The 20,016-nt window shown below is 42.1% G+C and carries 15 protein-coding genes and 1 tRNA gene; 7 read left to right on the top strand and 9 right to left on the bottom strand.

Annotated features, from left to right (window positions below):
* The 3 genes from DWW23_RS17980 to DWW23_RS17970 form a co-directional block, all read right to left on the bottom strand.
* The gene (locus tag DWW23_RS17980) at nt 1–3,273 is read right to left on the bottom strand and encodes a TonB-dependent receptor (RefSeq protein ID WP_158583210.1); all 3,273 of its coding nucleotides are present in this window, start codon (nt 3,271–3,273) and stop codon (nt 1–3) included.
* Nucleotides 3,274–3,493: 220 nt separating this feature from the next.
* A complete protein-coding gene (locus DWW23_RS17975; protein ID WP_122354755.1) occupies nt 3,494–4,486 on the bottom strand; it encodes a FecR family protein in 993 nt (330 codons plus the stop codon).
* Between the two features lie 116 nt (nt 4,487–4,602).
* Nucleotides 4,603–5,163 carry an RNA polymerase sigma-70 factor gene (locus tag DWW23_RS17970; protein ID WP_122354753.1) on the bottom strand — a complete coding sequence of 187 codons (561 nt, stop codon included), beginning with the start codon at nt 5,161–5,163 and terminating at the stop codon, nt 4,603–4,605.
* A 185-nt stretch (nt 5,164–5,348) separates the two neighbouring features.
* On the opposite strand from DWW23_RS17970, the gene DWW23_RS17965 reads away from it, so the two are divergent.
* The gene (locus tag DWW23_RS17965) at nt 5,349–5,585 is read left to right on the top strand and encodes a hypothetical protein (RefSeq protein ID WP_122354751.1); all 237 of its coding nucleotides are present in this window, start codon (nt 5,349–5,351) and stop codon (nt 5,583–5,585) included.
* A 3-nt stretch (nt 5,586–5,588) separates the two neighbouring features.
* On the opposite strand, the gene DWW23_RS17960 is transcribed toward DWW23_RS17965, so the two are convergent.
* Nucleotides 5,589–5,969, bottom strand: a complete 381-nt coding sequence (locus tag DWW23_RS17960) for a helix-turn-helix domain-containing protein (RefSeq protein WP_122354749.1) — start codon at nt 5,967–5,969, stop codon at nt 5,589–5,591.
* A 194-nt stretch (nt 5,970–6,163) separates the two neighbouring features.
* Here DWW23_RS17960 and DWW23_RS17955 point away from each other — a divergent pair, with 194 nt between their 5' ends.
* Nucleotides 6,164–6,562 carry a hypothetical protein gene (locus tag DWW23_RS17955; protein ID WP_122354747.1) on the top strand — a complete coding sequence of 133 codons (399 nt, stop codon included), beginning with the start codon at nt 6,164–6,166 and terminating at the stop codon, nt 6,560–6,562.
* A gap of 23 nt (nt 6,563–6,585) precedes the next feature.
* Here the strand turns inward: DWW23_RS17955 and DWW23_RS17950 are convergent, their stop codons facing one another.
* Both DWW23_RS17950 and DWW23_RS17945 read right to left on the bottom strand, forming a co-directional pair.
* A complete protein-coding gene (locus DWW23_RS17950; protein WP_122354745.1) occupies nt 6,586–7,026 on the bottom strand; it encodes a DoxX family protein in 441 nt (146 codons plus the stop codon).
* Between the two features lie 750 nt (nt 7,027–7,776).
* A tRNA-Arg gene (locus DWW23_RS17945) sits at nt 7,777–7,849 on the bottom strand.
* A 228-nt stretch (nt 7,850–8,077) separates the two neighbouring features.
* Here DWW23_RS17945 and asnA point away from each other — a divergent pair.
* Together asnA and ung are read left to right on the top strand one after the other, a co-directional pair.
* Complete coding sequence (gene asnA, locus DWW23_RS17940; RefSeq protein WP_122354743.1) at nt 8,078–9,115, top strand: aspartate--ammonia ligase; 1,038 nt, start codon at nt 8,078–8,080, stop codon at nt 9,113–9,115.
* Nucleotides 9,116–9,119: 4 nt separating this feature from the next.
* Entirely contained in the window at nt 9,120–9,782 is a 663-nt protein-coding gene (ung, locus tag DWW23_RS17935; RefSeq protein WP_122354741.1) for a uracil-DNA glycosylase, read from the top strand.
* A gap of 62 nt (nt 9,783–9,844) precedes the next feature.
* On the opposite strand, the gene DWW23_RS17930 is transcribed toward ung, so the two are convergent.
* From DWW23_RS17930 to DWW23_RS17920, 3 genes are all read right to left on the bottom strand, one after another.
* Nucleotides 9,845–12,577, bottom strand: a complete 2,733-nt coding sequence (locus DWW23_RS17930; protein ID WP_122354739.1) for a putative LPS assembly protein LptD — start codon at nt 12,575–12,577, stop codon at nt 9,845–9,847.
* A gap of 118 nt (nt 12,578–12,695) precedes the next feature.
* On the bottom strand, nt 12,696–13,238 hold the full coding sequence (locus DWW23_RS17925; RefSeq protein ID WP_122354737.1) for an HDIG domain-containing metalloprotein: 543 nt from the start codon (nt 13,236–13,238) through the stop codon (nt 12,696–12,698).
* Between the two features lie 79 nt (nt 13,239–13,317).
* Nucleotides 13,318–13,500: a hypothetical protein gene (locus DWW23_RS17920; RefSeq protein ID WP_122354735.1), complete on the bottom strand. Its 183-nt coding sequence runs from the start codon at nt 13,498–13,500 to the stop codon at nt 13,318–13,320.
* 155 nt (nt 13,501–13,655) lie between these two features.
* On the opposite strand from DWW23_RS17920, the gene DWW23_RS17915 reads away from it, so the two are divergent.
* The 3 genes from DWW23_RS17915 (at nt 13,656) to DWW23_RS26775 (ending at nt 20,007) form a co-directional block, all read left to right on the top strand.
* Nucleotides 13,656–14,867, top strand: a complete 1,212-nt coding sequence (locus DWW23_RS17915; protein WP_122354732.1) for an exo-beta-N-acetylmuramidase NamZ domain-containing protein — start codon at nt 13,656–13,658, stop codon at nt 14,865–14,867.
* 151 nt (nt 14,868–15,018) lie between these two features.
* Nucleotides 15,019–17,277: a sensor histidine kinase gene (locus DWW23_RS17910; RefSeq protein ID WP_122354730.1), complete on the top strand. Its 2,259-nt coding sequence runs from the start codon at nt 15,019–15,021 to the stop codon at nt 17,275–17,277.
* Nucleotides 17,278–17,343: 66 nt separating this feature from the next.
* Nucleotides 17,344–20,007 (top strand): MG2 domain-containing protein, encoded by a 2,664-nt coding sequence (locus tag DWW23_RS26775; RefSeq protein WP_233564381.1) that lies wholly within the window; start codon nt 17,344–17,346, stop codon nt 20,005–20,007.
* Nucleotides 20,008–20,016 lie beyond the last annotated feature (9 nt).

Raw genomic sequence — 20,016 nt, 5'->3', positions numbered from 1 at the left:
TTAGAACTTAAGATCTACACCGAAGCTGATTGTCTTTAATTGTGGGTAATATCCTCCATTACCGATAGGAGCTTCAACATCGAATCCATCCCAGAAACTGTCTATTGTCAACAGGTTGTCGCCACTTACATAGAAACGTAGATAAGATATTGGAGTTTTTCTTAATACATTTTTAGGCAGTGTATAACCCAATTGTATGTTTTTTAAACGAATATAAGCTGCATTCTTCATCCAGAAAGAGGAGTTCTGCATATTGTTTGTTTCGTTGAAAGCCAAACGTGGGAATTTAGCGTCTCTGTTCTCAGAAGTCCAGTAGTCTTTATGTTGTTCCTGGACTGTACCGCCTTCGATGAAAGTCTGGATTCCCTGGCCATTGATATAGCCGTCGGCTTTTCCGACTCCCTGGAATAACATACTCAGGTCAAATCCTTTGTAATCCCCATAAAGTGACAACCCAAATGTGTAACGTGGAATTGTCCCACCGATGATCTTATAATCGGAAGTATTGATAACTCCGTCACCATTCTGGTCTTTATATTTAATATCACCAGGGCCGAAGTTACCATATTGAGTAGCTCCTAAATAATTTCCATCGGCATCGTAATCTTCCGGCTGGATATAACCAATAGCTTCTAATCCGTAGATGGAGTACATTTCGTACCCTTCACGGTTGACTGTTAGACCTGTTTGGTTTACACCTCTCATATCCAGAATTTTGTTGCGTACATCCGATATATTGAAAGATGCACGATAGTTAAAATCTCCGACCTGGTCTGCATAGCTAAGAGAGACTTCCCAACCTCTATTCTCCATCTTACCTGCATTTTGTGAGGGAGCATCCATACCAATGATAAGAGGTACGTTTAGTTTCATCAAAATGTCGTCGGTCACTTTGTAGAAATAATCGGCAGTGATATTCAGTTTACCAAATAGGGTTGCATCGATACCAATATCAGTAGAAGTCGTAGTTTCCCACGTGATTTTTCTGTTTGCCATATTTGTGATTGCTGCACCGGATGATATCGTTTTGTCGAATACATATTTCGTGTCCAAATTAACATTGGAGGAGAATGGATATGGGTCGATTGCAGAATTGTCGGCATTCATTACGTTTTGGTTACCCAATTGTCCCCACGAAGCTCTGAATTTAAGGTTGTCGACAATATTTCTGATTGGTTCCCAAAATGCTTCTTCCGATATACGCCATCCTGCAGATACAGAAGGGAAAATACCCCATTTGTTTCCTTCTGCAAAACGGGAAGAACCATCATAACGCATATTGGCTTCGAACAGATATTTACCTTGATAGTCATAATTGATACGTCCGAAAATAGAACGCAGAGACCATTCGTAGGAATTACCGTATGCTTTTTGGTTTTCTTCTCCACCGGCATCCAATACCGGATAATCGGGGAATGCATAGTTTTCACGATAGCCTTTATGCATATCATAGCGATGGTCTTCTTGCTGGTAACCTACCATTGCTTTTATACCGTGATCATTGAATCGTTTGTCGAATGTTGCAGAAGCTGTCAACAAGTTTCTCAAGTTCCTCGATGTCTGATCGTTCAGCGTACTTTTTTGTGGAGAACGGTAATAAGGAGAACCGTCGTACTTATAAGTCTGAACTACTTTTCGGAAATCAGACGTATGGTTTTCCCAATAATTGGCTGCATAGTTACCCTGGAAAGTTAACCATTCAAACGGTTGGTAGTTCAATGCAACATTGACAACTGCGGTCGGTTTCCGTTGTTTTTTTAAACCTCCGTCATTGGTGAAAGCGATGGGGTTGTCCCCGTTCCAGCCTTCACCCCATTGTCCTGTGCTAAGGACACCGGCTTGGATGGCAGGAATACGGCTCATCCAATGGAATGCATCCGTTCTGGACGGTTCTTTCTGGTCGATCATATTCAAGTGTGCATCGATACGGGCGGACAAAGTAGAAGAAATGTCCATATCTGTATTCATGCGGAAAGTGTAACGTTTGTAATTTGCATTTTCAATGATACCTTGCTGGTCCATATAGCCGAAACTGGCATTTGTACGGATTCGTTTTGAACCTCCACTTAATGTGACAAAGTGATTTTGCATCAAGCCACTGTTAGTCAAACATTCGTCATACCAGTCAGTATCGGGATAACGATCCGGATCTGTCAACATGCCCTGACGGTATTCCTGGATATATTCGTCTGAATAGAGAGGAGATTTACCGATATTGGTATAGGCTGTATTTGTCATCAACATATGATCGATAGCCCCGACTTTGTCTGGAAGGTCGATCGCGCTCTGCCAACCAACATAACCGTTATATGAAACAGTGAATTTATCCGCTTCTGCACGTTTTGTGGTAATAAGTATAACACCATTGGCTGCACGTGAACCGTAGATAGCGGAGGATGCAGCATCTTTCAATACGGAGATAGACTCGATTAGAGAAGGATCGATGTCATTGATTCCCATCTCAACTCCATCCACCAGAATTAGGGCGTCATTATTGTTCAAAGTCGTTTTACCCCGGATGCTGATCGTTCCTCCGTCGGCTCCCGGCTGTCCGCTACGTTGTGTGATGGCGACACCCGGAATGAGGCCCTGTAGGGCCATTGAAGTTTGACCAACCTGACGCTTGGTCAAATCTTTTATAGAGACAGATGTTACCGAACCTGTCAGGTTTGCTTTTTTCTGTGTACCGTAACCAACAACTACAACTTCATCAATATCTTGTGTATCTTCAATCAATTTGATGTTAAATAAGTTTTTGTTTCCTACTTGTATTTCTTGTGAAAGATAACCGACATAGGAAATTTGTAGTATGGAAGAAGATGTGACATTGAGATCGAAATTACCTTCAATGTCGGTGATGATACCATTGGTTGTACCTTTTTCGATTACGTTTGCACCGATAATAGGTTCCCCATTTGCATCTGTTATTTTACCGGTAATATGTTTTGTTTGTTTTTGCTGGGCAGCATATGCTTTCCGAGTGATGTTGATATTACGATCGTTGATCGTATAAGTCAGGTCGGTACCGGCCAATGCTTGTGAAAGGACTTCATCGATTTGTTTGTTTTTTGTCTGGATGTTGACTTTTACATTTTTCACTTCTTCATCCACATAAAAGAAAAGAAATTCACTTTGGTTCTCTATCTGAGAGAATAGATCCGTAAGGTACATTTGCTCTGCTTTGAGTGATATAGTTGCAGACTGGGAATAAGACGATTCCACAGCTACGGTTTGAAACAGAGCCACGAATAGTAAGATGATCGTGATTCTCATAATTGTAAAAAGTTTTTTTAAACCTTTGGGTAAGAAAGACTTGTAATACGAAACATTTTCCATATTTTTGTACTGATTTAAAGATTGATAATTCGCTTCATCCACAATGTTTGGTCGCGGAGCGGACGAAGCGGAAAATTAAATTTAATGATTTTAAACCGGTTGTATTCTTTGGTATGACCGGTTTATTAAGGTTAACACTGGTGCTACTTCATAGGCATTATCTTTTTAGTGTTGCATATTGTATGTAATAAACTCCGTCGCTATTGTGCCACCGGATAGGTAGGCTACGGGAAATGACTTTTAGGATCTGCTCGATGCTTTGTTCTTGACTGAAAGTCCCGGAGACGGTCACGGCTGGTTTTTTCAGTTCCTGACTGTCGATCTGGATTTCTACTTTATAAGTACTCTGCAGCTCTTTGATAAGTTCGATGAACGGAATCGATTTATATTTCAACAGACCGTCTTTCCAAGAAGTAAAAGGGTCTGTATCAACATGTTTTACATCAACCTTGTTTGTCGACCGGCTAAAAGTTAGTTGCTGGTTCGGAGTCATCACGATATTTTGTTTTGCACCTTCGAAACGGATGGAACCTTCCACAAGGGTTGCTGTGATATCGTCGGATTCCGCATCTGCTTTCACGTTGAAGTGCGTGCCCAATACGGTGATAGAGGCACCGTTCATCTCTATTTGGAAGGGCTTGCCTGAATCTTTTGCCACTTCGAAATAAGCTTCACCTTCCAATTTGACGTTGCGGCTGTCTTTTCCGTATCTGTCGGAATAGCTTAGGCGGCTGTTCTTGTTCAATGTGATGACGGTTCCGTCTTCCATCGTGAAGTTAGACTTATGTTCGTCCGTCAGCAAGGTGTAGTATTCGGATGTACGGTCATTTGTATTATAAAGGAAAAAGCCTGTTGAGAAAATGAAAAGCAAACAGGCAGCGGCAATTAGTGGAATGGCGTTTCTCCATAATTGCCGCCGGAAAGTCTGCCCCTTTTGTACATTGATCTTTTGTTGCAGTTTGTCGGCCGAGAAAGCAGGGGCGACGGAATGTTTGAAAGCGACATCCGCATCCCAATAATTCTTGAGCCGTCGGAATTCGTCCCGGTTCTTTTCGTTTTCGTTCAGCCATTCGCTTAGCGAAAGGATGTCATCCGAAGAACTTTCTCCACTCAGGACACGTGCGATTATATGGTTTATTCTGTTTTCCATTCTGTGTGTTTCTATATGTATAGTCGCAGGGAAATGAGAATCCCCTTAGTCGAAATGAGAAAAAGATAGAAAATTTCACTTAATGGAACTTTTGTTTCCTGCCGGAGTGTTGCTTTTCAGATGCAATCGTCGGCAAGTGTTTCCCGCAGTTTGCGGACGGCATTCGCCAAATGTGCTTCCAGTGTTTTGACGGAGATGTCGAGGATGGCAGCCACTTCTTTATATTTGAGCTTGTCTTCGCGGACGAGTTTAAAAGCCATCTTGCATTTGGCGGGCAGCGAGTCGATCGCCAGGTTCAGGCGGCGGATCCCTTCCTGGCTGATAAGCTCTTCTTCGGGAGTCGTTTCGGTCGAGGTGAAAAGGTCGATGGAGATTTCGTCCAGCGATACCTGCTCCATGTGCTGTTTGCGATAATAGCTGATCGCTTTGTGGCGGGCTACCGTATAAATGTAAGAATCGAAATGGGAGATGCCGGGAAGTTGCTTGCGGTTGTCCCAGATAGCTAAGAAGGTATCGGAAACAATCTCTTCGGCTTCCGCCGGCGATGAGACATACATGCCCGTAAATCGCATTAGCGGACCGAAGTAGGCCATGTAAAGCGATTTTAGAGCGGTCTGCGAATCCGATAAGGCCATTTCACAAACCCACTGTATGATATCGTCCCGATTCTCTCCCAAGTGTGAGCAAGATTAACAATGTTCTTATAATAAGAGTCGCGAATATAAAGAAAATCCCTTAGTTCGATAACATTATTTTTTTATTCAACTGTTTCTGTGTGGGTATAGTTCGACTTGTAACATCTATGTCCTTATTGCGTAATATTTGTTTCAGACCTTTGCAACCAAATACATAACAAGCAATTATGGAGACATTCTATCTCTTTCTGATCATTTTTCTCTTTGTGCCGGCAGTGTTCGACCTGTCAGTCGGAGTTAGTAACGATGCGGTCAATTTCATGAATTCGGCAATTTGTATGCGGCTGCATGCTTGCCTCCTTTTTTGCCTTGTCGCTTGTAGTGATGATCTGGACGTTCAGCAGGTTTACCAAAATACGATCTATACAGGCTCATTATCAGCATCTTTCATCATCCCAACATAAAGCCTATCTTTTATCCCTTAAAACTTCTTGCAACATCGCAACCTTTTCCTTTTCTGCTTCCAGAAGTTTATCATAAAGTTCGACTATTTTATCTAATGGATTAAAGGTAGGAGAATAGTTGATCGAACCTGAATTATCATAAGCATTTACAATATTAATAGAAGCATCACTCCCTAATTCAGTAATGGCTTCAACAGGAATATTTAAAGCTTTAGCAATCTTTTCAAGTATTTCGATTTCCAATTTATCCCTTTTCTCATAACCTGATAAAGTAGCCTGTGAAACACCTATTTGCTCTGCAAGCACATCCTGATTAACATTCCGCCATTCTCTCCAACGACGAACATTCGCCCCATGATTACTTTTTTTTACTGTTGCCTCCATATTAATTATTATAGATGATTTACCTAATGCAAAAGTAAGTATTAATCCTGATAATATTTTATTTAATAGAATAATATCACCCAATAAAACTCTCAATAATATTAATACCACATTTGATAAGGGATCAGCTTGCCCGATAGACCATTGGACTTGTATTTTATTCCTTTGCCTATCATTTTTAAACAGACAATAATATGACTCAAAAAAACAACAGGAATTATGCAGAGCAAATAACCCTGGGATGCCTCGCAATCAATAAACCCCTTAGTTTTGTAAAAACGGTTTTTGTTGACAGAGAGCAGAATGAAAAACATTATATATTTAAAGCCCAAAAAGAAACCAGCCTGGAAGTCCGGTTTGAGTCTTCCACACTGACTTGTTTATTTGATCGCAACAAGATATGCAAAGGAGCATTTCTTTTTCTCGACGATACAACGGAACTTATTCATTATATCGATTATTGCAGTAAAACTTATCCGTGTGATCGGCTCCTTGAAGGATGGATCACACAGAATACCATAATTCAGATACATACAAACGCAAAAGAATGTAGTCTACTAATATTACCTATCCGGCAAAACAAGGGATCGTAACTCTAATCTGCATCGTCTGATTTTCACCTTCTCTTCTTCGATAGCGGTATCGATATCATCCGGTCTATCGAAAATTTACCCGGACCGGTAATATACATCAATATAAAGACAACCAGATAAATGAATGCCAACTCTTTTACAGCAAACGCATCATTGCCATGAATAACGAAGAAGGCCATACACATGGTAAAAATCATCGGGATCATCGCCAAACGATACAGCGCACCGAAGATGAAACCGATCGAACAGGCCAACTCTCCAAAAATAGCCAGTCCTAACGACACCTGACTACCAACCCCCAGCGGATCGGGAAAAACAGCAGACATCTCTGTAAAGTTAGTCCATTTCTGGATACCATGAGACAACAACAACCCTCCGAAAAGGATACGTAATGCCAATAACAACAGTGAAATAGCTGTGCCGTCCGGTTTAGACGGGAATAAAAATCTGTATATCGCCAACATATTATTTTGTTTAATTACAATTAATAACTTATATATAAAACAATAAAGAAAATGAAAGGTTCATTGTTTTTCGGTTCACAGGACTCTCTTTTCTTATCCAATCCGAATAAAAGGATCCGATCAGCCGCTTCAAGACAATAAAACAAAATTAACTATCATACTATCATTTTCCAAGATATACATCTATATATCAATTATTTGAGTCATGATAGTTGCTGTTTTTAACTATCATTCAACTATCATAAAACCATCATTTCAGCATTTTTACCCTGTAGGCATCGTCGTTTACTCCGGCAAAAAAGGTCTGAAACAGATGCATATCCTCCCTCCCAACTTGTTATCCTACTACTTTTTTAGCTGAAAGCTATTGTTTTATTTTACAGGACTGCTTGCTTCTTGTCAGCAAGATACCCGTTTCAACCCATTTCACACCCCCATCTCGACGATGCTCAGACCCGGGTGTCGAGGGTATCGAGACCCGGGTGTCAAACAACTTTTGTCACTATATCGCTAACTTTCAACTATATATTTATGATAAAAATACACCTGTCCTCCTGTTTCAGAACAGGATTATGATAGATGCATGAGAGTTGAATGATAGTTAAAAACAGCAACTATCATAAGTCAAACAACTGATATATAACGGCATATCCTGAATAATGATAGTATGATAGTGCATTTCAAAAACAAGTATGATATTCATCCCATATACAAAAAAAAGCGACATCATACGACATCGCTTTCTTGTTGTGACCCGGGAGGGATTCAAACCCTCGACCTTCAGAACCGGAATCTGACGCTCTATTCACTAAGCTACCAGGCCAAAGACGGGGCAAAAGTAAATATAATATCGGAAGAAACCAAACGAACGGCCGAAGAGTTTTATCTATCTTTCTTTTTTCTGCCCTACAACATAAGTTTTGATATTTTGCAACACACTTCAGCATATATACTGCCATTTTGCAAATAAAAAAGGCATAAACATTGCTATTTTGCCATTAATCATTATCTTTGCGACTCATATTTAACAAACACAAAGCACAACAAGTATATGAGCTATTTAATTAAACCTGCGGGATATAAGGCTTTGCTAAACCTGTCTCAAACAGAAATGGGAATCAAGAAGATCAAAGACTTTTTCCAGCAAAACCTGTCTTCGGAGTTACGCCTGCGTCGTGTCACGGCACCTTTGTTCGTTCTTAAAGGGATGGGTATCAATGATGACCTGAACGGAACGGAGCGAGCTGTTACATTTCCCATCAAAGATCTGAATGATTCCAAAGCCGAGATCGTACATTCACTGGCTAAATGGAAACGACTCACTTTAGCCGATTATAATATAGAAGAAGGATACGGTATTTATACAGATATGAATGCTATCCGTTCCGATGAAGAACTGGGGAACCTGCATTCATTATATGTTGACCAGTGGGACTGGGAACGGGTAATGAGTCCTGAAGAACGCAATATCGAATTTCTGAAAGAGACGGTACGCCGCATTTATGCCGCCATGGTGCGCACTGAATATCTCGTATACGAAATGTTCCCACAGATAAGACCGACACTTCCACAGCAGATTCATTTCATACATTCCGAGGATTTGTTGCAAAAATATCCTACCTTTACACCGAAAGAACGGGAAGACGCTATTGCCAAAGAATACGGAGCAGTATTCATCATCGGCATCGGATGTCAGTTAAGCAACGGGGAGAAACATGACGGACGTGCTCCGGACTACGACGACTGGTCGACTGTTGCAGAAAACGGACAGATCGGATTGAACGGTGACCTGCTTGTCTGGGACGATGTCCTGAACCGCTCGATGGAACTATCTTCAATGGGTATCCGCGTAGATAAAGAAGCGTTGCTACGCCAATTGAAGACATGTAATGCAGAAGAGAAAAAAGAACTCTACTTCCACAAACGCCTCTTAAACGGCGAACTGCCTCAAAGTATCGGAGGCGGTATCGGCCAAAGCCGGTTGTGTATGTTTTATCTGCGTAAAGCCCATATCGGCGAAATCCAGGCAAGTATCTGGCCGGAAGAAATGCGTCAGGAAGCCCGTGCTGCAGGAATGTATTTAATTTAAAGTTATGGACGTAAAGATCGAACAAAGCTGGAAAGAACGGTTAGCCCCCGAATTTGAAAAAGATTATTTCAAAGAGTTGATCAACTTTGTAAAACAGGAATACAGTCACGGAACTGTATATCCCCCGGGACCCTACATCTTTAATGCTTTCGAGCATTGTCCTTTCGATAAAGTAAAAGTTGTCATACTGGGACAAGACCCTTATCACGAGCCGGGACAGGCACACGGGCTTTGCTTTTCCGTGCAGGACGGAACACCTTATCCGCCTTCCCTGATCAATATTTTCAAAGAGATAGAAAGCGACCTGGGCAAACCGATGCCCCCAAGCGGTAACCTTTTACGCTGGGCAGACCAGGGTGTCCTGTTATTGAACGCCACCCTGACAGTCCGTGCACATCAGGCAGGCTCACATCAAAACCGGGGATGGGAAACATTCACTGATGCCGTGATCCGGAACCTGGCGGAAGAACGCAGCCATATCGTTTACATTCTCTGGGGATCATATGCTCAACGCAAAGGAGCCGTGATCGATGCTTCACGCAATCTGATCCTGAAATCGGCACATCCTTCTCCCCTCTCCGCTTATCGGGGATTCTTCGGGAACAAACATTTCAGCAAAGCGAATGATTATCTGATAGCCACAGGACAAGGTCCGATAGAATGGTAATAAAATAACAAAAAAAGGCAGGTTGAAGAACTTGCCTTTTTTATTTCTTTTTGCACTACCGATCAATACCAATCCTGTCCTTCACGGGCGCTGCTGCTCTGGTTGTACTTCAAGTCTTTCAGCAGTGAAGAGCTTACCGCAACAGAGAATGTATATGATTTATAGGGGCCTACCGGCACAAAACTTGCAGACATCTGGAAACAGTGCAGGTTACGTGTCACGTTACAGGTCATGAACGAAATCTTCTTATTATCGAAATCGTATGTCGCATTGAAGTTAAAACTCCAGTTCTTCGTCGGCTGAATATTTCCGTTAAAGCTCAACGCATGGGTCAGCTTATACTTATACTCCAACCGGTTCGGATCGAAATCGCCATAACGCAGCTGCATACTGTAATTAAAGGAAAGGCTCCAGGGTATCTTAGAGATCAGATAACCATCGGCATCGTACTCGCCTGTATCTTTCTTCTTTCCGCGTAAACGTCCGCCTTCCTGTGTTCCCTCGGCATCGGCATTCTCTCCTTCCTGATTTTCTGCTGTCAGGTTCTCCAGTTCGCCGTCACCCGCATTTTCCTCGGGAATATTACTGTCCGTCTTTCCACCGAACCACTTCTTGAACGTATCGTTATTAAATGTATAGGAAAAGCTGGTTCCTGTCGAACGCAAACGGCCGATACCTTTACCTGCTTTCCAACGGGGGATATCCAATCTGACCGGATTACCGTTTTTATCCGCACCATAGGTATAGGTATCAAATGTTCCGTTCAGATTCAATGTATAACTTTTTGAGAACTTCAAACGTAATCCGACAGATAAGTCACTCCATTTGAAAGAGTCCGCCGCCATATTATAGCTCATGCCTAATGACAATTTATCGATCAGGCTGATCTTTTTAAAACCGGTACTGTCCGCATCCGACTTGACCTTCATCTCGACGTTATTATCCAGCGAGAAGTTCAAACTTCCCTGCTTTCCGCTCGGGATAGAACCATTATGCGCAAAAGGTGAATAAACATAATCGATCGGATCGCCATTGGAATCGATATACTGATAATGATCATAGAAGCCGAAGATACTGCCACCGAAGTCGGGTGCCGCACTGATACTGACGGAAGGCTCGAAACGATGACGGATCATCTGTACTTTATCGCCCAGGAAAGGAAGAGGTTTATAAAAACCATACAAAGTCGTAGAGGCAGACAAAGAGGCATTATAATTGTAAATACGATAGAATCCGTAAGTCGTATCGCGGTTTACCAATGTATTCAACTGCGGATCGAATTGCTTTGTGATCTTGCTGGTATACCAACTTTCCTTATAATTGAACGAAGGAGAGATATTGATATACTTGAATGCTGTAAATGTCGCACTGACCGGAATGCTATGCTCCATCGAGTTCTTCCAGTCCTTTATTATATTCGATTTGAACAACTGGTTTTCTTTTGTCGTAATACTATTCCTGAAATATCCGGAATAACTCATGGATATCTTTTCATACCAACGTTCTCTACCTACCGGATTCTTCCGCTTAAACGGGAATATACGGCTCAAAGTAATGGTCAGGTCAGGCAAGGTCACAGAGATCATCGAGTCTTTGGAATTCTGGTTCACGTTCATGGTTGCCGAAAGAGTCAGCGGATTATTCGGGAAACGTTGCGTGATATTGATACTGGAACCTTTTGTATTGTTCGTCGTGTTCGGGTTATAGATACCCATTGCACTGTTACGGTCGAAGCTGGAAGTCGCAAAATTGACACTTGCGGAGAATGTCCGGTACGGATTCGCCTTAGGGTCCTGGCTGTGCGTCCAGTTTATCCGGAAGTCCTTCGTCAAACTATAGTCGGCCAGCCCTTTATCTCCGAACTTACTAACCTGGTAAGCGGCATTGAAATTACCGGAGAAAAGATATCTCTTTTTATAGGAAGACTGCGCCTGAAGCCCCCAGGAACCTTTCGTATAGATTTCTCCGGTTACCGCCAGATCGATATAGTCGCTCAACGCAAAATAATATCCACCGTCCCTTAAACCGAAACCACGCTGGGAATCGTCCTGATAGGTCGGCATGATCACACCTGAGGAATAGGTACTGGAGAAAGGGAAGAAACAGAACGGCAAGCCGATAGGATACAACGGAACATCTTCGATCACCATATAAACAGGCCCGGTCACGATATTCTTTTTGGGGCGGACCTTTGCCTTGGTCATCTGGATATAAAAGTGAGGATGATCGTGTTCGTCGCAAGTGGTATATTTACCCCCCACCATATTCAGGACATCGTCATCCATCTTCTTGGTGCGTCCGGCAGTAACAAAGCCTTCTCCCTGCTGGGTAATCACATCGGTAATATATCCCTTCTTGGTATTGAAGTTATAACGCATCGTTTTGGATTCGTACTCCTGATCGCCGTCTTTAAACAAGGGATAACCGAACTCATCGCCAATGGAGTCGAGACCGAACTTGGCAAATACCAGACTACTGTCCAGGCTCATTTCGATATTCTCAGCCTGCAACCCGATCTGTTGATATTTGACATCTCCTTCGCCGTACAGATATGCCCAGTTTCCGGCAGTCATGACCATAGAGTCTTTTGCCTGATAAACTACCGGAGCATCGAGCCCGACCTTTTTGGACTGGGTAGAATCGGCGGCAAGGACCGTACTGTCCGTGACGGCTGGAACTATCGTATCCCCATTTAAAGGCAATACGGTATCCCGCGGGGCAACCAGCTCCTGCGAATACATCATCAAAGCCCCGGCGAGGAAATATAATAGGATAAATAGCCCTCTGTGTCTCATTAATTAAGTTGACAGTTGACAGATGACAGTTGACAGGTGAAAACGAAGTCATCTGTCAACTGTCAACTGAATCGTTACAGCGTGCAAATGTATAATAAATTAATGAGCCCTTTAGCTTTTATTCCCCTAAAAAGAGTTTACACCAGTTATCAAAACGTATAACGGTCTCCTCTCCATACTTCGAAAGGCTCTGTTTTACTTTTTCAACCGGCTTTTCTTTATCCAGTTTTGTCTTACTGTAAAACTTATCGGCAAAACAGATGAGTTGTTCTTCCAACGATACCGGAACCATTACACGTGAAGGAAGCGGAAGATGCCTCTCTTCTATCATTGCAGCAGTAATACCGGTCCCGGTATGCCGTTCACAAACCAGGGCATGCCGCGGAAAACCTTCCTTACGCATCAGATCGGCGCCCAGATAGCCATGACAGATATATTCGGCCTCGCCAAAGCAACCTATTTCCGGTGCATTGCACAAAAAGATACCTATATCATGAAGCATAGCCGCTTCTTCAATAAAAGGAATATCCAGGTTCATTTCCGGATGCATGTGTGCCAGGCTCAATGCTTTATCCGTCACACTCCGGCTATGGGTAACCAATATATGATAAGCATCCGACTCTGCCGGATAATATTTTGAGATAATATCAATAGGATTCATTTTATCTACGCTTTATTCTTAATCCGACTGCGAAGATACAGATATTTTATATTGACTATCATTATCCGGCGAATAAAAACTATCCTCTGCTGCCCAGGCTATTCAAATCGGGATTGATCTCCTTCACCGCCTCTTTCACCTCTTTTTTTGTCACTTTACCATCCGTTGCCACCTGTTGCACAGGATACCGTTCATCTTTATGATCTAACACTAAAGCTTCGGTTTTCGCTTTTTCTTTGATTTTTGGAAGTCTTGTTGCCATATGATTATTCTTTTTGTTTGTAATTATCCAACATAAAAAGAAGCGTGATAGTTCAAGGCAAACATGTTAAATATAAACACATTTAATCGTTTCATAGCTTTAATAAGGCGAACATTTGCTACTTTTGCATGCAATAAAACAGTAGGATACGGATTATGAAAACAGTTTTCAGGCTTACACTTTGGTTTATCGGCATATTACTCATGCCACAACTACAGGCTACAACCACCCAGGGGGCTTTGGTTCTGGGTGCCGAGCGTATGGATGTGGTCACCCGCTTATTGAAAGATAAACAAGTCGGATTGGTTGTGAACCAGACATCTATCCTGGAAAAACAGCAGAAACACTTACTGGATGCTTTGATGGAACGGGGTATCCATGTAAAAAAAGTGTTTGCCCCTGAACATGGTTTCCGTGGCACTGCCGATGCCGGAGAAGAGGTAAAAGACAGCCGCGACCTGAAAACGGGTGTCCCAATCGTCTCTATCTATGGAAAAAATAAAAAGCCGACAGCCGAGCAATTAAGCGGACTGGACGTTATCGTCTTCGACATCCAGGATGTAGGTGCCCGTTTTTATACTTATATAAGTACAATGCATTATGTCATGGAGGCTTGTGCTGAAAATGGCGTCGAGTTTATCGTGCTCGACCGTCCGAACCCAAATGATTTTGTAGACGGGCCGGTCCGTCAGAAAGGTTTTGAGTCGTTTGTAGGTGTCGATCCTATCCCATTATTACACGGCTTAACAGTCGGAGAACTGGCTTGGATGATAAACAGCGAAGGCTGGTTGAAAAGTTCGCCGGACAGCTGCAAGCTCCATATCGTTAAAATGGAAAACTGGCAACATGGCGATCCTTACTGGCTTCCTGTCAAGCCTTCTCCCAACCTGCCGAACGACCAGTCAATCCGGCTGTACCCGTCGTTATGTTTCTTCGAAGCGACCAATATCAGTATCGGGCGCGGAACTTATTATCCGTTCCAGGTTATCGGATTTCCGGACAGAAAATATGGTGATTTTGCATTCACCCCTGTTTCATTACCCGGCTTTGATACCAATCCATTACAAAAGGACAAAGAATGTTATGGCGTCGATCTCCGGGAATACCCTTTTGAAGGAGGGTTGACACTCCATTTCTTCCTCGATTTCTATAATAAGGCAGGGAATGAACAGGCTTTCTTTTTCTCCCGCCCGCAATGGTTCGACTTGCTCGCCGGAACCAAGGAACTCCGCTATCAGATTGTCAGGGGATTATCAGAGCAAGAGATCCGGGACAGCTGGCAACCGGAATTGGATAAGTATAAAGAAATGCGAAAAAAGTACTTGTTGTATCCGGATTACCCACAAAAAGCAACAAAGAATCGATAAGCGTTGATTCTATTAGGTTTTTAATTATCTTTGCCAACTCATAACAAGAAATAGAACGGCAGTGTTATGTCCTATATTATTGCAGGCATAGCACTGTTTGTTGTAATGTTATCATATTAATCAGTTATCAGGGCTAATAATAGAAGATTTCTTGAAACGTTTTTGGCACATATTGCTGTTCTTTCTTTTATTCTCCGTTGGAATAAAGGATTATATAGAGGCTGCCGGTAGCAACTCCCCCTATAAAGCTCTCATCCTCCAGTCTTATACGGAGGATCTCAATACATATTCCAGATTTAGTGATCTGATTGCCGAAAAGCTGAAGAAAAAGGATATTCAGATAGATACACAAACATTCTATCTGGATTGCGAGCGTTATAATGAGAAGGAGGAGAATGACCGTATGTATCATTATTTAGATTCCATTAAAAGCTGGAATCCCGATATCATTCTGGTCAACGACGATCAGGCCACTTATACATTAATGGCTTGCAACCACCCGCTGGGAAAAACTAAACCTGTTGTCTTTTCGGGAGTAAACTTTCCTAACTGGTCCTTGCTGGAACAACATCCGAACATTACCGGTTTCTGGGATAAGCCCAACTACATGAAGACTATTGAACTGATAGAGAAATTATACGGTCCTTCCAATATTCTGTTTTTCAAGAATCCCCGCTTTATGAGCAGAGAATCGTTCAGAATTATCCAGGAAGAGATCAAAGACACAGGCAGAAGCTTACGAATCGGATTGTATCACCAGAAAAGGAATGAATATCCTGAAGAGCTTTGCCCTGGCGAACCGGGTAAATCTGTATTATACACTACAGAAACGACCTACCTCTCAGCTAAAGGTTTATTATCTATTTTCCAGAACAAACCTTACACGGCTTGTCTGCAGATTATCCTCGATTTTGATGTCCTGACCATAGGCCGCCTGGCGAATGTTCCCAATTTCACGGTCATCAACAACGGATTTAACGATGACAAAGGTATTACCGGAGGATATTTTACGACTTTGGATATCCAAACAGATATCGTTTCGGAAAGAACCGCCGATATTTTACAGGGCGCGTCACCTGCCAACTATTCCATTATTGAAAGTCCCAAAATCTATGCTTTCGACTGGGATGAAATGGAACGTTTCAACATTAAAAAAGAAGATTTACCGGAAGGTAGCGTCATCTATAATCTTCCATTCTATGAGCGTTATCATAAAGCGATGATCATCGGGGGTAGTTTATTCATGCTACTGATCATATATATTATCGCCCAATTAATACTTATGTATAAACTGGAATCCAACCGCAAAAAACAAATACAAACAAACCTGTTCAAGGAAAGACGTTTCCTCCGATTGGCATTGGAAGGAGGTAATACATACGCCTGGAAACTGGAAAAAGGACGTTTTATCTTTGAAGATGATTTCTTTATAGACAATAATATCGATCCCAGGGAAATGTCTCTTACGGATTTATTAGCTATAACACATCCGGACGACCGGGAACATTTACGTAGCCACATCCGGGATATTTACGCCGGGATATGGGAAGAAACGACCATCCAATGCCGGTTCAATTTTAATAGTAAAGAGTATTGTTGGTGGGAATTACGCTATAATCATGGAGAAGATAAGGCTGACGCTGAACAGACAGTCATAGGTTTGTGCCTGAACATACAATCGTTCAAGGATAAAGAAGACAGGTTGAAGGTCTTACAGGAAAAGGCGGAGGAAGCCAATAAAATGAAATCTGCCTTCCTGGCAAATATGAGTCATGAAATACGGACTCCTTTAAATGCAATCGTCGGCTTTTCCAATCTGCTGCAGGAGGAAAGCGATCTTACACCAGAGGAGAAAGAGACATTTAAAGACACGATCAATAAAAACAGCGATCTGCTTTTAAAACTGATCAATGATATCCTGGAACTATCCCGTATCGAATCGGGCCGCATGACATTTGACTTCGAAACATTCAGGTTAAATGATCTGATCGATGAAATCTACCAGACGCACCTGTTACTTATTCCCCCGCATATTCAGTTTATTAAAGATGCACCTTCCGCAGAGATCAATGTCTATGTCGACCGTTTCAGGTTTACCCAAGTGATCACGAACTTCATCAATAATGCAGTAAAATTCACCAAACAAGGATATATCAAACTGGGATATGAATTCAGAAAAGAAGAAAACAATGTCTATATCTATGTAGAAGACTCCGGTATCGGCATTTCCCGGGAAGCCATCGAAAAAGTATTCGAACGTTTCTATAAACAAGACGAATTCGCCCAGGGAACAGGCTTGGGTCTTTCCATCTGCAAAACGATTGCCGAACGTTTGGAAGGCGATATCCTAATCTCGTCAGAAGAAGGGAAAGGGAGCCGGTTTACTTTAAAGATTCCGGTTAAATTATAATGTCACAAGTAAATTGGTGACAAAATAAAATATTTATTTGCATATTTACAGCAAATAAAGAATGTTATGAAAAAAGCCGTATACCTTATATTATCTACTCTGACAACCTTCGTCTCCGTTGCCCAGAACAATTTATCCCCAGATACTATCAGCAATAGACTTTGGCAGCAAAGCAGCCTGTTCCCTAACGAAAAAATTCATGTACATACAGACAGATCGGCCTATGCCTGCAGTGATACGATTTGGTTCAGGGCATATCTGGTGAATGCCGTTAACAACCAACCGGAAACCACCAGCCGCTATATCTATTCCGAACTTATCAATCCTTTTGGGAACGTAGTCTCAAGAGTCAAAATAAGAGAGGATAAAGACGGCTTGTTTTATGGTTATCTGCCATTGGAGGAAGATATCCCCGCCGGAGAATATATCATAAGGGCTTATACCCGTTACATGACGAACAGCGGAGAGGAATACTTTTTCCGCAAACCTATACACATCGTTTCCCCTTTCAGCCACTCTCTGACAACAACCATCACTTTTGAAGGGAAGCCACAACAAAACCCAATTAAAGGATTGATCGGACTGACCAATACCCTCACAAAAGAAGAAATTTCAATGGAAAACGTATCCATTTACGACGAAAACGGCAAAATTGAATACTGGACAGAGGGAAAACAATCCCGGTTCAAAATATCTCCGGACAAATATAAACATAAAGTCATCAAACTGGAAGCAGCAAACTTCCAGCAGTTCCTGCCCGTTTCGCTTCCGGCCAACGACTACCACGTCGATTTCCTGCCTGAAGGAGGAAACCTGCCTGCCGGAGTTTCATCGACAATGGCTTTCAAAGCTCTAAATACTTACGGGTTATCTGAAGACATAACCGGAACTGTTAAAGACGAAGCCGGAAAAGAAATCTGCTCTTTCCAAACGCTACATGCCGGTATGGGGTACTTCAGCTGGATTCCGGAAACAGGTAAAAAATATTATGCAGAGTGCATCTCTAAAACCGGTGTTGAAAAACGCTTTGAACTGCCTGCCCCCGAAATGAACATAAGTACACTGAATATAGAAGAAAGCTACTCTGACTATCATATAAATATCCTTTACTCCAACGGAATCGCAACCGACGAAACACAGACTTTGCTAATCCACCAACGAGGTTTCCCGCTATTCGTACAACCTTTCCGCCAGACCCACCGGATCAGTATCGATAAGAAGGCATTCTCGCCCGGCATCATACATTTGTTATTACTCTCTTCACAAGGTCAAATAATCAGCGAACGCCAGGTATTCGTTCAATCTGAAAAACAAGTTACAGCCCATATACAGACTGATAAGGAAACATATACCCAAAGGGAAAAAGTACATCTGGATATCACATTACAGGATGCAGAAGGTAAACCTGTTCAAGGGAACTTCTCTCTCGCCGTCACCGACAATGCCGATGTCTTACCTGATTCCTCATATACAATATATACATCTCTTTTACTTTCGTCCGATCTGAAAGGATATATCGAAGATCCGGGATGGTACTTTTGTGGAGACGATAATGCCCGTAAAGAAGGACTCGACCTGCTGATGCTGACGCAAGGATGGCGAAAATATAATGTAGAAAACGCATTGACAGCCGACTACAAGCAACCGGCTATCCTCCCCGAAGCCAGTCAACGAATTACCGGCTCCGTTAAACGGCTGGTCGGCAACAAAGCGATTGCCAATGCCAAAATACAAATCCATATCCCCAAAGAAAGGGTTTTGGAAGAGATTCATGCCGGAGAAGACGGTAGCTTCGAGTTCGATTTTTTCGAGTTCCCGGACAGCACGATCTACAACATACAGGCTACAACAAAAAAGAATGGCAGGAATGTACTGTTGTCGCTCGACCCGGAAACCTTTCCGGAAGCCGATCAAATATGGCCTGTCCATTCTTATAGCGCCCAATGTACAGCAAACTACATCTATTCCGATCTTCCGGCATCAGTTGAATTTTTGGACAAGACAAACAGAAGAATGACATACGAAAACGGCATACGTAATATATTCTTGGAAGATGTTATGGTAACAGCCAGAAAAAAAGTATATAAGACACCTTATGAAAGTATCCCTAGTGCTATAACCATCAAAGAGGAAGATATTAAACAGTCTTCGATGATAGAGCTTCCCACATTTTTAGCATCCAGACTACCTGGACTAATAGCTCTACCACAAGGTTTATTCCAAATAAAGGAACTAGGAGGTCCTATTCCAAAGCCTATTCAGATCATTTTAAATGGATTTCCAATTTATGATACACAAACTGCTAAAATGATATTAGAGACATTACAATTACGAGATATTGAACAAATCGACTACAACAAAGAAGCCGCAGAAGGATTAGCATGGTTCCCTATGACCGGATCAGCTTTTATCGCCATTACATTAAAAAAAGAAGCAGAACCATACGATTACATGCCCAAAAACATACAACAAGTACAGTTACTGGGCCATCAGAAACCGGTGGCTTTCTATTCTCCCAAGTATGAGACTCCACAACTGAAAAACAGCGAGAGTCACGATTTACGTACTACAATCTACTGGAATCCTTATATCCAAACCAATAGACGAGGGAAAGCGTTTGTCGAATTTTACACGGCAGATGGAGATAGTCCTTATTCAGTAGTTATAGAAGGAGGTACTCAAAATGGCAAACTTATACGCTTCGAGAAAGAGATGATAGTCAAAGAATAGATTTATTAT

It is taken from the genome of Parabacteroides sp. AF14-59 (assembly GCF_003479515.1).
Classification (GTDB): domain Bacteria; phylum Bacteroidota; class Bacteroidia; order Bacteroidales; family Tannerellaceae; genus Parabacteroides; species Parabacteroides faecis.
The sequence above is the reverse complement of the archived record's forward strand: the minus strand, read 5'-3'. Positions and strand labels throughout refer to the sequence as shown.

Excerpts from the sequence above, each read along its gene's own strand:
- DWW23_RS17965 (WP_122354751.1), top strand. The coding sequence starts at position 5,349 with ATGGAGACATTCTATCTCTTTCTGATCATTTTTCTCTTTGTGCCGGCA.
- DWW23_RS17930 (WP_122354739.1), bottom strand. The coding sequence starts at position 12,577 with ATGAGACACAGAGGGCTATTTATCCTATTATATTTCCTCGCCGGGGCT.
- DWW23_RS17925 (WP_122354737.1), bottom strand. The coding sequence starts at position 13,238 with ATGAATCCTATTGATATTATCTCAAAATATTATCCGGCAGAGTCGGAT.
- ung (WP_122354741.1), top strand. The coding sequence starts at position 9,120 with ATGGACGTAAAGATCGAACAAAGCTGGAAAGAACGGTTAGCCCCCGAA.
- asnA (WP_122354743.1), top strand. The coding sequence starts at position 8,078 with ATGAGCTATTTAATTAAACCTGCGGGATATAAGGCTTTGCTAAACCTG.
- DWW23_RS17955 (WP_122354747.1), top strand. The coding sequence starts at position 6,164 with ATGACTCAAAAAAACAACAGGAATTATGCAGAGCAAATAACCCTGGGA.
- DWW23_RS17920 (WP_122354735.1), bottom strand. The coding sequence starts at position 13,500 with ATGGCAACAAGACTTCCAAAAATCAAAGAAAAAGCGAAAACCGAAGCT.
- DWW23_RS26775 (WP_233564381.1), top strand. The coding sequence starts at position 17,344 with ATGAAAAAAGCCGTATACCTTATATTATCTACTCTGACAACCTTCGTC.
- DWW23_RS17975 (WP_122354755.1), bottom strand. The coding sequence starts at position 4,486 with ATGGAAAACAGAATAAACCATATAATCGCACGTGTCCTGAGTGGAGAA.
- DWW23_RS17915 (WP_122354732.1), top strand. The coding sequence starts at position 13,656 with ATGAAAACAGTTTTCAGGCTTACACTTTGGTTTATCGGCATATTACTC.
- DWW23_RS17980 (WP_158583210.1), bottom strand. The coding sequence starts at position 3,273 with ATGAGAATCACGATCATCTTACTATTCGTGGCTCTGTTTCAAACCGTA.
- DWW23_RS17950 (WP_122354745.1), bottom strand. The coding sequence starts at position 7,026 with ATGTTGGCGATATACAGATTTTTATTCCCGTCTAAACCGGACGGCACA.
- DWW23_RS17960 (WP_122354749.1), bottom strand. The coding sequence starts at position 5,969 with ATGGAGGCAACAGTAAAAAAAAGTAATCATGGGGCGAATGTTCGTCGT.